Source organism: Vibrio halioticoli NBRC 102217, assembly GCF_000496695.1.
Taxonomy (GTDB): domain Bacteria; phylum Pseudomonadota; class Gammaproteobacteria; order Enterobacterales; family Vibrionaceae; genus Vibrio; species Vibrio halioticoli.
On record NZ_BAUJ01000086.1, the window covers coordinates 1 to 14,218 of the forward strand.

The 14,218-nt window shown below is 44.5% G+C and carries 12 protein-coding genes; 6 read left to right on the forward strand and 6 right to left on the reverse strand.

What is annotated here, in order from left to right; genetic code table 11:
* Nucleotides 1–20: 20 nt before the first annotated feature.
* Together VHA01S_RS17295 and gap are read right to left on the reverse strand one after the other, a co-directional pair.
* Complete coding sequence (locus VHA01S_RS17295; protein ID WP_023405638.1) at nucleotides 21–905, reverse strand: D-hexose-6-phosphate mutarotase; 885 nt, start codon at nucleotides 903–905, stop codon at nucleotides 21–23.
* A 147-nt stretch (nucleotides 906–1,052) separates the two neighbouring features.
* Nucleotides 1,053–2,048, reverse strand: a complete 996-nt coding sequence (gap, locus tag VHA01S_RS17300; RefSeq protein ID WP_021712662.1) for a type I glyceraldehyde-3-phosphate dehydrogenase — start codon at nucleotides 2,046–2,048, stop codon at nucleotides 1,053–1,055.
* Between the two features lie 325 nt (nucleotides 2,049–2,373).
* Here gap and msrB point away from each other — a divergent pair, with 325 nt between their 5' ends.
* Together msrB and VHA01S_RS17315 are read left to right on the forward strand one after the other, a co-directional pair.
* Nucleotides 2,374–2,787 carry a peptide-methionine (R)-S-oxide reductase MsrB gene (msrB, locus tag VHA01S_RS17310; RefSeq protein WP_023405639.1) on the forward strand — a complete coding sequence of 138 codons (414 nt, stop codon included), beginning with the start codon at nucleotides 2,374–2,376 and terminating at the stop codon, nucleotides 2,785–2,787.
* Nucleotides 2,788–2,833: 46 nt separating this feature from the next.
* Nucleotides 2,834–3,139 (forward strand): YeaC family protein, encoded by a 306-nt coding sequence (locus VHA01S_RS17315; protein WP_023405640.1) that lies wholly within the window; start codon nucleotides 2,834–2,836, stop codon nucleotides 3,137–3,139.
* Nucleotides 3,140–3,364: 225 nt separating this feature from the next.
* Here VHA01S_RS17315 and ansA read toward each other — a convergent pair whose 3' ends face one another.
* Nucleotides 3,365–4,390 carry an asparaginase gene (gene ansA / locus VHA01S_RS17320; RefSeq protein WP_023405641.1) on the reverse strand — a complete coding sequence of 342 codons (1,026 nt, stop codon included), beginning with the start codon at nucleotides 4,388–4,390 and terminating at the stop codon, nucleotides 3,365–3,367.
* Between the two features lie 133 nt (nucleotides 4,391–4,523).
* A complete protein-coding gene (gene sppA / locus VHA01S_RS17325; RefSeq protein WP_023405642.1) occupies nucleotides 4,524–6,383 on the reverse strand; it encodes a signal peptide peptidase SppA in 1,860 nt (619 codons plus the stop codon).
* A 301-nt stretch (nucleotides 6,384–6,684) separates the two neighbouring features.
* Between sppA and VHA01S_RS17330 the strand changes: the two genes are divergently transcribed.
* From VHA01S_RS17330 to VHA01S_RS17340, 3 genes are all read left to right on the forward strand, one after another.
* The gene (locus VHA01S_RS17330; protein WP_023405644.1) at nucleotides 6,685–8,688 is read left to right on the forward strand and encodes an NADPH-dependent 2,4-dienoyl-CoA reductase; all 2,004 of its coding nucleotides are present in this window, start codon (nucleotides 6,685–6,687) and stop codon (nucleotides 8,686–8,688) included.
* A gap of 56 nt (nucleotides 8,689–8,744) precedes the next feature.
* A complete protein-coding gene (locus VHA01S_RS17335) occupies nucleotides 8,745–9,293 on the forward strand; it encodes an NAD(P)H nitroreductase (RefSeq protein WP_039971367.1) in 549 nt (182 codons plus the stop codon).
* A 187-nt stretch (nucleotides 9,294–9,480) separates the two neighbouring features.
* Nucleotides 9,481–11,433, forward strand: a complete 1,953-nt coding sequence (locus VHA01S_RS17340) for a DNA topoisomerase III (RefSeq protein WP_023405646.1) — start codon at nucleotides 9,481–9,483, stop codon at nucleotides 11,431–11,433.
* Nucleotides 11,434–11,528: 95 nt separating this feature from the next.
* On the opposite strand, the gene VHA01S_RS17345 is transcribed toward VHA01S_RS17340, so the two are convergent.
* Entirely contained in the window at nucleotides 11,529–12,215 is a 687-nt protein-coding gene (locus VHA01S_RS17345) for an SDR family oxidoreductase (RefSeq protein ID WP_023405647.1), read from the reverse strand.
* An 85-nt stretch (nucleotides 12,216–12,300) separates the two neighbouring features.
* Nucleotides 12,301–13,041 carry a YciK family oxidoreductase gene (locus VHA01S_RS17350; protein WP_023405648.1) on the reverse strand — a complete coding sequence of 247 codons (741 nt, stop codon included), beginning with the start codon at nucleotides 13,039–13,041 and terminating at the stop codon, nucleotides 12,301–12,303.
* 88 nt (nucleotides 13,042–13,129) lie between these two features.
* Here VHA01S_RS17350 and sohB point away from each other — a divergent pair, with 88 nt between their 5' ends.
* The gene (gene sohB / locus VHA01S_RS17355) at nucleotides 13,130–14,188 is read left to right on the forward strand and encodes a protease SohB (RefSeq protein ID WP_023405649.1); all 1,059 of its coding nucleotides are present in this window, start codon (nucleotides 13,130–13,132) and stop codon (nucleotides 14,186–14,188) included.
* Nucleotides 14,189–14,218: the final 30 nt, after the last annotated feature.

A 14,218-nucleotide genomic window follows, 5' to 3' on the forward strand; every position in this document is an offset into this window, starting at 1 on the left:
AGTGTGATTGGTATAACAGCTTATTGACAGCGAATCGTTGTCGACAAGGTGTAGCTATCACCGGCTTTCACGACTGTACCTGCTTCTAAGCTAGGTGCATGATGGCTCGACTCAATACAAAGGAAAGTTTTGTAGCCGTCATCTTGCATATCGCCCATACCTTTGGCGCCGTCGGCCCAAGGGTTCCAAATTACTGCTGAGTTTGCGCCTTGATTTTCTACGATGATATCGCGTTTAAAATCAGGGTCGCTTAGAGTAATTAATGGTTTAGGCTGAGTGTAAACGCGATCGATAGTATCGGTCAGAGTCAGCACATCTTCACCTTGGGTTAGAGCAGCATCGTTTAAGCTATCGATGTATTCAGGACCCATGCCTCGGGTTTCTACATTCGCAATATCTGAGATATTAAGATAGGTGTGAAGCGCCGCAGAGAAGCGCCAGTCAGTGCTGTCGGTATTGGTCATAACCAAGCTTACTTTAAGCTCGTCACCTACCTCTACGTTAAGCACAGCTTCAAATTGATGTGGCCATATGGCTTTAGTCTCTTCGTTAGCGTTAAGACCAAGACTAACAATAACGCCATTGTCATTTTCACGATGTTCGATGAGTTGCCATTGCGCGGTGCGTGCAAAGCCATGTGCAGGCGCGGCTACTCGGCCAAACCATGGCCAACATACAGGGATCCCACCACGAAGGGCTGCTTTGCCATCAAAATTAGCTTGTTTGCTCATCCAGATAACATCTTGCTGGCCTTGTGGGATATAAGAGATGACGTGACCGCCGTGAAGGGTGATTGCTGCGCGTGCTTTTTCATGGATCACGCGAACGATTTTAAGCTGCTCGTGCTGAGCAATAGTGACATTGTCGGAAAGTACTGTCACCGCAGGGAGTTGATATACGTCCATATTAAGTTCTCACAAAAAGGGCATATCGAGGTTTGCGGATTCAACTGCTCAAGTTCTGCGTTGAACTAGCAAATGTTCTTTTGCCCTAAAAATTGACAAAAAAAAGGCGACTCGAGAGCCGCCTTATGCAAATTTCTTAACTAATGCTTACTTAGAGATGTGAGCGATTAGGTCTAGAACTTTGTTTGAGTAACCGATTTCGTTATCGTACCAAGATACAACTTTAACGAAGTTATCAGTTAGAGCGATACCAGCTTTAGCATCAAATACTGAAGTACAAGTTTCGCCGATGAAGTCTTGAGAAACAACTGCATCTTCAGTGTAACCAAGAACGCCTTTAAGAGCGCCTTCAGAAGCTTCTTTCATTGCTGCACAGATAGTTTCGTAAGAAGCACCTGTTTTTAGGTTAACTGTTAGGTCAACTACAGAAACGTTAGCAGTTGGTACGCGGAAAGCCATACCAGTTAGTTTGCCGTTTACTTCAGGAAGTACAACGCCTACAGCTTTAGCAGCACCAGTTGAAGATGGGATGATGTTCTGAGAAGCACCACGACCACCACGCCAGTCTTTAGCAGAAGGACCATCTACAGTTTTTTGAGTTGCTGTAGTTGCGTGAACTGTAGTCATAAGACCAGATTCGATACCGAATGTGTCGTTAAGAACTTTAGCGATAGGTGCTAGACAGTTAGTAGTACAAGAAGCGTTAGAAACGATGTCTTGACCAGCGTAAGTGTCGAAGTTAACGCCGTTAACGAACATTGGAGTAGCGTCTTTTGAAGGACCAGTTAGAACAACTTTCTTAGCGCCTGCAGTGATGTGTTTACGTGCAGTCTCGTCAGTTAGGAAAAGACCAGTTGCTTCAGCAACAACGTCAACACCGATTTCGTTCCACTTAAGGTCTTCTGGGTTGCGCTCAGCAGTAACACGTACAGTGTTGCCGTTTACGATTAGGTTACCGTCTTTAACTTCAACAGTGCCGTTAAAGCGACCGTGAGTTGAGTCGTATTTTAGCATGTAAGCCATGTAATCTACGTCGATTAGGTCGTTAATACCTACTACTTCGATGTCGTTACGTTCTTGAGCTGCACGGAATACGAAACGGCCGATACGGCCAAAACCGTTAATACCTACTTTGATAGTCATTATAGTTGCTCCACAACTTATTTTAGATTAATTATAAACTGGTATTGAAGTTACAAAACTCAGTTTCCTTCCGCAATAGATAATCAAGTTTATTTTGTTTAAAGTCAAAAAAAAATACGATCTTATCGTTCATATGATTGCAGATGGTGATTTATTGCACTTATTTGATGGTGGTGTACCAAAAAAATGTGCGTTGCGCTACAAAACATCATCTTGAAACGCAAATTACTAACTATTTCACATAAGTGGAGGGAAGTATGTGCTACAACACGACGTGAGGCAAGTGTTCAAAACATAAATTTCATTAAACATAGTAGGACGCGATTTGAGCAACAGAAACAACACGCCGACCGAGCAAGAATGGCGTCAAAAATTAAGCAAGGAAGAGTACAGAGTTTGTCGAGAGCAGGGCACTGAAGCCCCTTATAGTGGCAAGCTATTACACAATAGAGCGTCGGGTGAATACCTATGTACCTGCTGTCAGTCGGTATTATTTAAGTCAGACAATAAATACGATTCTGGTTGTGGTTGGCCAAGTTTTGATGCGCCAATCTCAAACGAGGCGATTCGCTATATCGAGGACAATAGCTTTGGTATGAAGCGTGTCGAGATACGTTGCGCCGAATGTGATAGCCACCTTGGACATGTATTCACCGACGGCCCTGAGACTACGGGTGAACGATATTGTGTCAATTCAGTCTCTTTGAAATTTAACGATGCAGGGAATGATAAGGATTAAGCGTTTCGCCAATAGGAGTGAGCGTGGACAACTTTAGAGGGAAATTATGAAGCAAGAGAAATCGAATCAAGAAAAGCCAAGCGTGCAACAGATGGTGGATGCGATCACACCACAAGCGTATCAAAGGTTAACTTTTGCTGTAGAAACAGGGCGTTGGCCAGAAGGCACTATTTTGAGTGAAGAGCAGCGAGCCTATTGTCAGCAGGCCATTATGCTCTATCAAAGTAAGCATAATATCGATGCCCAACATATGACGGTCGCAGCGGGTGGTGAGATAAGTTTCAAGTCGAAAAGTGAGCTAAAACGTCAGTTTAATGAGCAGGAAACGATCACGACAATAAAACTCGATTGAATCTAAAGTTTAGTGGCAAATACTGGGTATTTACCCTCATTTTCGCACCCGTTTAGCCTAATTATAGCCATCTAAACTAAAAAATAGCCTTATCGGTACAAATTGTAAGGATTTGTTTAATAACGCGAGAGTCGAGCCTATTTGGGGCCATTAATCGACTCTCGAGTCTGCACTGTGTGTCTGGGAGCTTGTTTTACATCCAGAAATTGAGTGAGATTCGCTCTATTACAGGCTCATTTCACCACGCAATACACGATGCATTTGCGTTTTTATCTCTTCGTAAGCCAGCCCTTGGCTAAGTAAAAAGTGCAGTTTGGCAAGCGCCGCTTCAGGTGTCATGTCATAACCACTGATTACACCAGCATCGGCTAAGGCGCAGCCTGTAGCGTAGCCACCCATATTCACTTTACCTGCCAAACACTGAGTTAGGTTAACCACAATGACGCCACGCTCAGAGGCTTCTTTTAGATGACCTAATAGCTCAGGATTTTGCGGTGCATTACCCACGCCAAAGGTGAGCAGAATCATCGCATTGACCGGTTGTCTTAGCGTATTGCGGATCACCTCATGCGAAATACCCGGATACATAGTGATAACCCCAATAGGTTGCGGGGTAATAGTATGCACTTTGAATTCGCCGACAGGTTTAGCATCTACGGTTGCGTGCGCGCTGACTTGAATGTTGATCCCGGCTTCCAAAAGTGGCGGTAAGTTTGGCGAGGTAAATGCCGAAAAACCATCAGCGTGTGATTTAGTGCTTCGATTGCCACGCATCAATTGGTTGTTGAAGAAGAGCGTTACTTCATTAATTGGGTAATTGGCGGCAATGTGTAAAGCGTTTAAAAGGTTAGCTTGTCCATCTGAGCGCAATTCAGCCAACGGAATTTGTGAACCAGTGACAATGACTGGTTTGCTCAAATTCTCAAACATAAATGATAACGCTGAGGCGGTGTAAGCCATAGTGTCTGTACCATGCAAAATCACAAAGCCATCGTATTTGTCGTAGTTCTGTTTAATGTCATTGGCAATTTGTTGCCAATCAGCCGGAGTCATGTCCGAAGAGTCAATCAGAGGTGCGTACTCATGAATGGTATAAAGTGGCATTTCTGGACGATTAAACTCGGGCATACCTGCAAGTTGTGATTCCATAAAACCGGCAACAGGAACGTATCCTTTTCCTGATTTTTGCATACCAATGGTGCCGCCAGTGTAGGCGATATAGATGTGTTTACGGGTGCTATTTTGAGACATAAATGCAGGCGCTCATTGCAGATAACGGAATGACGCGCAGTATAGCGGATTTGAACAAGCAAGCAATGTGAGCTCAAAAGCATAAAAATAAAAAAGCCCAGCGAGGCTGGGCTTAAATTCAGATTATTTGCGTTTACTCAACCTGACAAGGTAAACACAAAGTGTAATAGCCTTTCGGATCGTTAAACTCACTCATCAAACTGAGGTCTTGTTGTACTTTGCTTGCCAATGGCACTAATGAGCTTGGCAACCAAGTATTAATGTCCACTCCAAGAGACACAGAGATGCGTTTGCTAAAGTCTTGTAAGAACTGCTGAGCTGGCGTTAACGATTTTTGTAGCCAGTTAAGCGAGTAGTTATCAATTTTAGCTAGACTTGCGGCGCGAACAATTGCGTCATCAAAATCACCAATTGAATCCACCAATCCTCGTTCAACAGCGTCTTGACCTGTCCATACTCGACCTTCAGCAATGCTTTCAACCGCTTTTGGATCAAGATGACGGTTCTCTGCTACAAGTCCTGTAAAGCGGCGGTAGCCATTTTCGATGCCTAACTGCATAGCGCGTTTAGCGCCTTCATTTAAGCCAGAGGTAAGGCCAACACCTGAGAGTGGGGAAGTACCTAGACCATCACTGTAGACGCCGTATTTATTTAGCCCTTTTTCAAAGGTAGTGATAACGCTAAAGATACCAATTGAGCCTGTTAGCGTGGTTGGCTGGGCTAAAATCTCATCAGCCGACATTGAAATCCAGTAACCACCAGAAGCGGCAAGGCTAGACATAGATACCACAACAGGTCTATTGGTCGCTTTAAAGGCCACAATTTCGTTACGAATCACTTCTGAAGCAAATGCACTGCCCCCAGGACTGTCCACACGCAGGACTAATGCTTTTACCTTATCGTCAAGGCGCGCTTTACGAATTAGGGCAGCAGTGGTGTCGCCGCCAATTGAGCTACCTTGTTGCTTACCGTCCATAATTGCGCCACTGGCAACAACGACTGCAATTTCGTTATCGGATTGAACAGCAGGTTTAGTGATTTGATCTTTGTAGGTGTAGTAGTCAACGGCTTTGAAACCTTTTTCTTCATCACCACCGAATGCGTCAATCATAGCTGTGCGGGCTTGTTGACGTGTGGCTAATTCATCCACCATGTTCAGTTTTATCGCTAGTTGAGCAAGATCGCCCTTAGCTTGTTCAAATTCACTTAAAAATTCATCCATACTCGGGTTTAGAGTGGCTTTATCAATATGGCGGTTACGTGCTACATCTTCGACATAAGCTCCCCACAGTTGACCCAACCAGACGCTTGCTGCTTCTTTGGCAGGTTTAGACATATTGTTGCGAGTAAAAGGTTCTACCGCGGATTTGTAAGTACCAACTTTAAATACATGCGTATTCACATCGAGATTATCGAGTAAGGTTTTGTAATACAAAGTGTATGAGCTGTAGCCTTTTAGCAATACGCCGCCATCGGGAGAAAGATAAATCTTATCCGCATAGCTGGCTAGGTAGTATTGGCTTTGATTATAAAAATCGCCGATGGCATAAATAGGCTTACCACTGGATTTGAATTCATTGAGCGCTTTGGCGATATAGCGCAGCTTAGTCAAATTGGTTTCTGGCATGCGTTTAAGGCTAAGCACTAAACCTGAAACATTACTGTCACTGGCGGCATGGCGTATGGTTTCTCGAATGTCATATAAGACATTTTCTTGAGGCATGTCTTTGCCAAGTAAAGAGCCGGTAAGAGAGTCCATTGGGTTGACGAAACTGCGGCCTTCAACAATTTTTCCAGAAAGGTTCAGTACCAGTGCTTTCGGTTCTTTATCCGCTACAGCAGCTTGGTCTTTGGTCTCTACTTGAGAAAAACTAAAATAGATAACCGCAATAGCAACGATAAATAGAAGGTTTGCTAGGGCAAGGCGCGTAAAGGTAATTATCTTCCAAATTCCTTTTATGATCTTACCTATAAAGCGAAACAGTGTTTTCATTATATTCTCCGCCTGATCCTTCAATAATCAGAGAGTTAGGGGGGATGATTATTAATGCTAAGTGATAATTGCGCTGATCACAAATTACCGAGCGTTAATTATGCAAAAGAGTCAAATAAAATCATAGACCTACAATGGGCTTGTTGCGGAATGAATTCAGGGTTTTCATTTATGATAAATACTTCTCAAGATTGTGACTTATCCTGATTTTTGTTATCGAAATGTAAAATTATATTTGCCATATTGATAATTGCGTCTTATCGTGGTCAGACCAGACTATAAAAAGCCAATAGGGGATGCTATGTACCCAAACCTTCTTCAACCTCTTGATCTAGGGTTTACACAATTAAAAAACCGAGTATTGATGGGCTCAATGCACACAGGGCTTGAGGATAGTGTTAAAGGGCTACAAAAGTTAGCCGCTTTTTATGAAGAGCGCGCCAAAGGCGGGGTGGGTATTATTGTCACTGGGGGCTTCTCGCCCAACTTACGTGGACGTTTGTACCCAACAGCCGCGCAATTTAGTCGTGCCAAACACGCACAAGCACACAAAGTGATTACCGAGGCTGTGCATCGTCATCAAGGCAAAATTGCCTTGCAACTATTGCACGCTGGTCGTTATGGCTATCATCCTTTAGCGCAAAGCTCGACCCCTGCCAAAGCGCCCATCGCTAAGTTTGCTCCTAGTGAAATGAGCTCTCGTCAGGTCAAAAACACCATCGAAGATTATGCCAATAGCGCGGCTCTGGCAAAAGAAGCCGGCTATGATGGCGTTGAAGTGATGGGATCGGAAGGATATTTAATCAATCAGTTCATCTGTAAACGCACCAATCAGCGTGATGATGAGTGGGGCGGTTGTTATCAAAACCGAATGCGTTTTCCTCTTGAAATCGTGAAGGCGATTCGCCGCTCTGCCGGTGAAGATTTTATTATTATCTTTCGCTTGTCGATGCTTGATTTAGTGGAAGAGGGCAGCACACTCGATGATGTAATTTTGCTGGCCAAGGAGCTGGAATCTGCAGGCGTAACTATTATTAATACTGGTATTGGTTGGCATGAAGCGCGAGTGCCTACTATCGTCACATCAGTGCCAAGAGGCGCCTTTACTTGGGTGACCAATAAGATCAAACCGCACGTTTCTATTCCTGTGATTGCAACCAACCGTATTAACAGCCCAGATCAAGCCGAACAGATTATCGCACAAGGCGCTGCGGATATGGTATCGATGGCGCGTCCGTTTTTGGCTGATCCTGAATTTGTACTTAAAGCGCAAAACAATGAACCCGAATTAATTAATACCTGCATTGGATGTAATCAAGCCTGCCTTGATAATGCCTTTAAGGGTAAGCGTGCCAGTTGCATGGTCAACCCAAGAGCGTGCTACGAAACTGAAATGCCGATTGTTAAAGCCACTCTGCGCAAGCGAGTTGCAGTGGTTGGCGCTGGCCCTGCTGGACTTAGCGCGGCCTTATATTGCGCCAAGCGCGGGCACACGGTACATCTGATAGAAAAAAATGATCGTATTGGCGGGCAATTTAGGCTGGCAATGCAAATTCCGGGGAAGGAAGAGTTTCGAGAAACCATTCGTTATTTTGCTAATCAATTGGACAAGTACGGTGTCAATCTAGAGCTTAATACCGAAGCCACAGCGCAAGTGTTGAAAGAGTACGATGAAATCATCATGGCAACAGGGGTTAAGCCTCGTCAGGTTAATATTGACGGTTTATCCGAAAGCAGCAAAGTGTATGACTACCAAACCCTCATTCGTGACAAAAGTTATTTAGGGAACAAAGTTGCGGTAATTGGCGCGGGTGGTGTCGGCATTGATGTTGCCACTATGCTCACTGAGCCAAGCCGTTTCTCACTGCAAGAGTGGATGCATGAGTGGGGCATAGACCAAGAATATAATCATGCAGGTGGTCTATATCCGTTCCCAGAAATCCATTCCAAAACAGAAGTATGGCTGCTGCAACGTAAAGAAGGCACGGTAGGTAAAGGCCCCGGAAAAACCACTGGTTGGGTACATCGAGCAACATTGAAAAAACGTGGTGTGCATTTGCTTGGCGGAGTGGGGTATCAAAAGTGGGATGATGATGGTTTGCATATCTCAGTAAAAGGCGAACAACAACTGCTCGATGCCGATAGTGTGGTGGTCTGTGCAGGTCAAGAATCGGTGCGCCCTTTTGAGGAGCATTGGTCTGAAAGGGAAGAGCATGTGCACGTTATTGGCGGCGCTGAGCATGCCGGAGAATTGGATGCAGTGCGTGCGATTCGTCAAGGCTTTGAAATTGCAATTAAGATCTAGTCTCATTTAGATGTTACACTGTTTGAGTGTTAAAATTTAACTGTGGAATGAATGACATGGACGCACTGGATCTTTTATTAAATCGCCGCTCAATAGCCAAGCTATCAACGCCAGCCCCTAGTGGTGAAGCGATGGATAATATTTTAAGAGCGGGACTTAGAGCGCCGGATCACGGCGGGTTAACGCCGTGGCGTTTTGTTATTTCACAAGGTGAAGGCTTACGAAAACTGGCGGATATTTTGGTGTCAGCCGCGCATAAATCTAATGCTGAGCCGAGCGTTATTGAAAAACTGTCTAACGCTCCGTTTCGCGCGCCAATGGTGATCACTGTTATTGCCAAAACCAAACCACATCCAAAAGTCCCTGAATTTGAACAATACTTGTCGGCAGGTTGTGCCGCACAAGCCATGCAAATGGCTGCCGTCGCACAAGGTTTTCAAGGCTTTTGGCGCTCTGGCACTTGGATGTTTGACGACAATGTCGCCAGTGCGCTGGGTTTACAAGGCAAAGATAAAATCGTTGGTTTCTTATATTTAGGTACAGCCGATTGTGTAGAAGCAAAAGCGCCGATACGCGAGCTTGATCAATTTGTAGAATATTTATAGTTCTGATCGCAAATAGTCATTGCCGTCATAACTTATTATTTTTTATCGGGCTCACTTTCTCTTACCTTATTTGAATTTTCCTAATTGAAATGAGGCAAGTAGCAAGATAATGCTTTAATCATTCTTGCACTTAAAGTACTGGCTATGTATATTTATCCAGTACTTATTTCAACTTAGTTCCCCCTCTATGACTCGACTTTTTGTAGCAGAGAAACCCAGCTTAGGTCGCGCTATCGCCAGTGCACTGCCTAGACCACATAAAAACGGTCAAGGTTATATCGAATGTGGCAATGGCGACATAGTGACTTGGTGTATTGGACATCTACTAGAGCAAGTCGAGCCCGATGTGTACGATCCTAAATATAAGCGTTGGGATCTAGCGGATCTGCCGATTATTCCTGAACAGTGGCAACTCAGACCTCGCAAAAGTGCCGCCAAACAATTGGCGGTGGTAAAAAAGCTACTTAAATCGTCACAACAAATAGTCAACGCAGGCGATCCCGACCGAGAAGGGCAATTGCTGGTGGATGAGGTGTTTGATTATTGTAAGGTCAGCAAAACCAAAAAAGAATCCGCGCAGCGATTACTCATTAGTGACTTAAACTTGGCGGCGGTAAAACGTTCGCTGACGAATATGCGCAGTAATCGTGAATTTGTACCTCTGTCTGTGTCTGCGTTGGCGCGCTCTCGCGCTGATTGGTTGTATGGCATGAACATGTCCCGCGCCTATACATTGCTTGGGAAAAAAGCCGGCTACAACGGCGTGCTGTCAGTAGGAAGAGTACAAACCCCAGTATTAGGTCTGGTGGTGCGTCGAGACCGCGAAATCGAAAACTTTGTGCCGCGAGACTATTTCACCTTAGATGCATTAATCCCTTATCAAGACGGCAATCAAGCTTTTGATATTCGAGCTAAATGGGTGCCTAGCGAAGCCTGTGAAAAATGGCTTGATGAAGATGGACGGGTTTTGAGTTTGCCATTGGTGGAAAATGTCGCCAATCGCATCAAAGGTCAGCCTGCGGTTGTGGTCAAATCAGAACAGAAAAACACCAAGCAAGCGCCGCCATTACCGTATTCACTCAGTGCGTTACAGATAGATGCCTCTAAGCGCTATAACATGAGTGCGCAGCAGGTATTGGATTTGTGTCAGTCGCTCTATGAAAAATATAAAGTGATCACATATCCTCGTTCAGATTGTCGTTATTTACCGAAAGAGCATTTTAAAGAAGCAAAATCCGTTTGTGATGCGATTTTAGCCAATACAACCGATCAACAAACGGCGGTGGCGAACGCCGATTTATCATTGCGCTCAAAAGCGTGGAACGATGCTAAAGTGGATGCCCACCACGCGATTATCCCTACACCGAAAAAAGCCAATAATCTTCCTGCGCAAGAAGCAAAAGTGTATCAACTTATCGCCACTCAGTATTTAATGCAGTTTTATCCGCCCGCAGAATATGCCGAATCTAAATTAGAGTTTGATATTTTAGGGGGCAAGTTTACCGCTTCTGGTCGTCAGTTATTGCTACCCGGTTGGAAAGTACTTTTTCCGGCTAGAAAAGACAGCGCCAATAAAGAGTCGCAAGCGCCACTGGTGCCTGCGCTAGAAAAAGGGCAGCAATTGACTTGCCGAGAAGGTGAAATCAAAAGTAAGCAAACTGAGCCGCCAAAACATTTTACCGAAGCGACATTACTACAAGCGATGACCGGCATTGGACGTTTTGTACAAGACAGTTCGTTGAAAAAGATTCTACGAGAAACCGACGGCATTGGCACAGAAGCCACTCGCGCTGGCATATTAGATACTTTGTTTAAGCGAGCACTGCTGATGCGCAGTGGTAAATCTGTGCTGAGCACGCCTGCCGGAAAAGGGCTGGTTGAAGCTCTGCCAGATTTATCGACCTATCCAGATCTTACTGCGCATTGGGAAAAGCAGTTGCAAGATATGGCAGAGAAAAAACAGGCGTATCAGCCTTTTATTACTCAATTACAGCAACAATTGGCGCAGTTAATGGATACCGCAAAAACAGGTCCAGTTCCTGATTCGCTACGTTCATTGCCAGAGGTGAAGAAACCTGCTTATAAAAAGCGCCGAGTGAGCCGTAAGAAAACACCGACTAAATCGACGCCTAAACGCTAGTGCTTTTCAACAATAGCGGTTTTCGCTATTTAATTTGAGGGTTACAACGTATCAATGGTTAGCCAATAATATAAGCTTTTACCAAACGTATATTTCTACCAAGCAATATGCTTGCCATCGTAATTGAAAAAGCCACCGGATTGCTCTGGTGTCGAGTGCTCGATAACGTTGACTAACCCTTGTACTGATTCTGCAACGTCAATCAGTGCATTAGGCCCGCCCATTTGCGTTCTTACCCAGCCCGGATGCAAAGCTAATACAGTGAAATCCTGCTCGTTAAGATCGTTATGTAGGCTTTTTACCACCGAATTGACCGCCGCTTTTGAAGAGCGATAAATGTATCCACCGCCAGAGGTGTTTTCAGCCATGCTGCCAACGCGAGAGGATAAAATAGCGATGCGTTTTTCGGTACTTTTTTGAAGAACAGGGTAGAGCGCTTCGACTAATTTAAGCGGCGCAATGGAATTGATTTCAAACACTTTACGCCACTCTTCTACATCTATATTGCCAAAACTGCTGCCTTTCGGGCCATAGTATCCTGCGTTGTTGATCAACAGATCCAACTTTTCAAACTGATTCACAAATAAGGCAACTGCTGCATAATCTGTGACATCAAGTTGTCTGACTCGCAAGTTTTCATAGGTTTCACAAAGGGAGAGTAGTGCTTCGCTGGTGGCTTGGGTGCGGTAGGTGGCGACAACGTCCACGCCCATTTTCAAGTAATGGATAGTCAGTCCAAGCCCGATGCCACGATTGGCTCCCGTAATTAACACTGTGCGCATAATGCCTCCTGTACGCTTTGGTTCCTTTTTATAAATTGAGATAGCGCAGCCAAACAAGCGGACGCTATCTCATTGTAGTGAGTGGCTACTTCGGCTGAGCGTCCACACACAAACCGCTAATATCTTGTGATTGCTCGCTCATTAAATACAAATAAAGGGGCATGATATCTAACGGGGTTTTGAGTTTAGATGCGTCTTCAGCAGGGTAAGCGCCTGCACGCATTGAGGTGCGAGTTGCGCCGGGGTTGATGGCATTCACACGCACGTTAGAGTTGCTTAATTCATCAGACAGCACTTGCATCATGCCTTCGGTAGCAAATTTAGAAATAGCATAACTGCCCCATAGTGCACGTCCGATATGGCCGACAGTAGATGAGGTAAATACAATGCGTCCAAACTCGGCTTTTTTAATCAAAGGCAATAAGGCTTGAGTCATCATAAATTGCGCTTTGACATTGATTTGCATCACTTCATCAAAGGTACTTTCTTCAATTTGATCAAATGGGCTTATCATGCCAAGTACGCCAGCATTATGTAGCAGTCCATCGAGTTTGCCATATTGCCCTTCGATGGTTTCTGCCATATCCACATAGTGTTGTTTGCTCGCGCCCTGCATATCCAATGGGATAATCGCAGGTTCTGGGTAGCCAGCGTTAACGATGTCATCGTAAGTTTGTTCAAGCTTGTTGACGGTGCGCCCCAATAGAATCACGGTAGCGCCATGTTCTGCGTAAGTAAGAGCGGCTTGTTTACCTATGCCGTCACCTGCGCCTGTCACGAGAATAACTTTGTTTTTTAAAGCGTCAGTTGCAACTGCGTAATCCACAATCTGAGTCCTTTTGTATGCGGTTTTGATTTAACGAAAATGAATAGAGAGTTACAATACAACAATATTTATCTTCAGGGACAAGACATTGGAATTTTTGTTAGATTACGGCCTGTTTTTGGCTAAAATTGTTACGTTTGTCGCGGCTATTATCGCGATTTTACTGATTGCTAAATCCACCTCAAGCAAAGGCGGCAGTAAAGGTTCACTGGAAGTGACTAATTTGTCTGAACGTCATGAGCAAAACATTGAGTTAATGGAACATCATCTACATGATGAAGCCTTTCTAAAAGCTCGTGATAAAGCAACCAAGAAACAGCGTAAAGAAGAAGAAAAAGCGCGTGAAAAAGAGATAAAAGAAGCAGTAAAAGGTGGAGAGTTAGACTCAATACGTAAGCCACATCTGTTTGTTTTAGACTTTATTGGCAGTATTGATGCTAAAGAAGTGACCAATCTGCGTGAAGAGATCACCGCAATTTTAGCCTGTGCCCGTGCAGGTGATGAAGTGCTGGTTCGTCTTGAATCGGGCGGTGGTATGGTGCATGGCTATGGCCTAGCAGCCTCTCAATTAGATCGCATTAAAGCGGCTAACATTCCTTTGACTATTTCAGTGGATAAAGTGGCGGCGAGTGGCGGCTATATGATGGCGTGTGTGGCAGATAAAATTGTCGGCGCACCGTTTGCGATTGTCGGTTCCATTGGCGTTATTGCGCAAATTCCTAACTTCAATAAATTGTTGAAAAAGAGCAACATTGAATTTGAACAAATGACAGCGGGCGAATACAAACGTACTCTAACTATGTTTGGCGAGAATACCGATAAAGCGCGTGAGAAATTCAAACAAGAATTGGAAGAGACTCACGTATTGTTTAAAGATTTCATTCGTGAACGTCGCCCTGAACTTAAGCTTGAAAAAGTATCAACAGGTGAGCACTGGTACGGTTCTCAAGCCCTTGATCTTGGCTTGATTGATAAAGTACAAACCTCGGATGATTTAGTAGTAGAAGCGTGTAAAGACAAAACGGTACTTGCCGTTCATTACGTGCAGAAAAAGAAACTGGCTGACAAGTTTGGTAAAGCGGCGGCCGAAGCGACCGATTCTGTATTGTTGAAGTGGGTTCAGCGCGGTCAAAGACCGATTCTGTAAGTCTCTTTTAACTACCAGTTATACCAATCA

Bases quoted from the DNA above. Each gene is read 5' to 3' on its own strand.
- VHA01S_RS17330 (WP_023405644.1), top strand. From the start codon at position 6,685: ATGTACCCAAACCTTCTTCAACCTCTTGATCTAGGGTTTACACAATTA.
- VHA01S_RS17335 (WP_039971367.1), top strand. From the start codon at position 8,745: ATGGACGCACTGGATCTTTTATTAAATCGCCGCTCAATAGCCAAGCTA.
- VHA01S_RS17340 (WP_023405646.1), top strand. From the start codon at position 9,481: ATGACTCGACTTTTTGTAGCAGAGAAACCCAGCTTAGGTCGCGCTATC.
- ansA (WP_023405641.1), bottom strand. From the start codon at position 4,390: ATGTCTCAAAATAGCACCCGTAAACACATCTATATCGCCTACACTGGC.
- sppA (WP_023405642.1), bottom strand. From the start codon at position 6,383: ATGAAAACACTGTTTCGCTTTATAGGTAAGATCATAAAAGGAATTTGG.
- VHA01S_RS17345 (WP_023405647.1), bottom strand. From the start codon at position 12,215: ATGCGCACAGTGTTAATTACGGGAGCCAATCGTGGCATCGGGCTTGGA.
- VHA01S_RS17315 (WP_023405640.1), top strand. From the start codon at position 2,834: ATGAAGCAAGAGAAATCGAATCAAGAAAAGCCAAGCGTGCAACAGATG.
- VHA01S_RS17295 (WP_023405638.1), bottom strand. From the start codon at position 905: ATGGACGTATATCAACTCCCTGCGGTGACAGTACTTTCCGACAATGTC.
- gap (WP_021712662.1), bottom strand. From the start codon at position 2,048: ATGACTATCAAAGTAGGTATTAACGGTTTTGGCCGTATCGGCCGTTTC.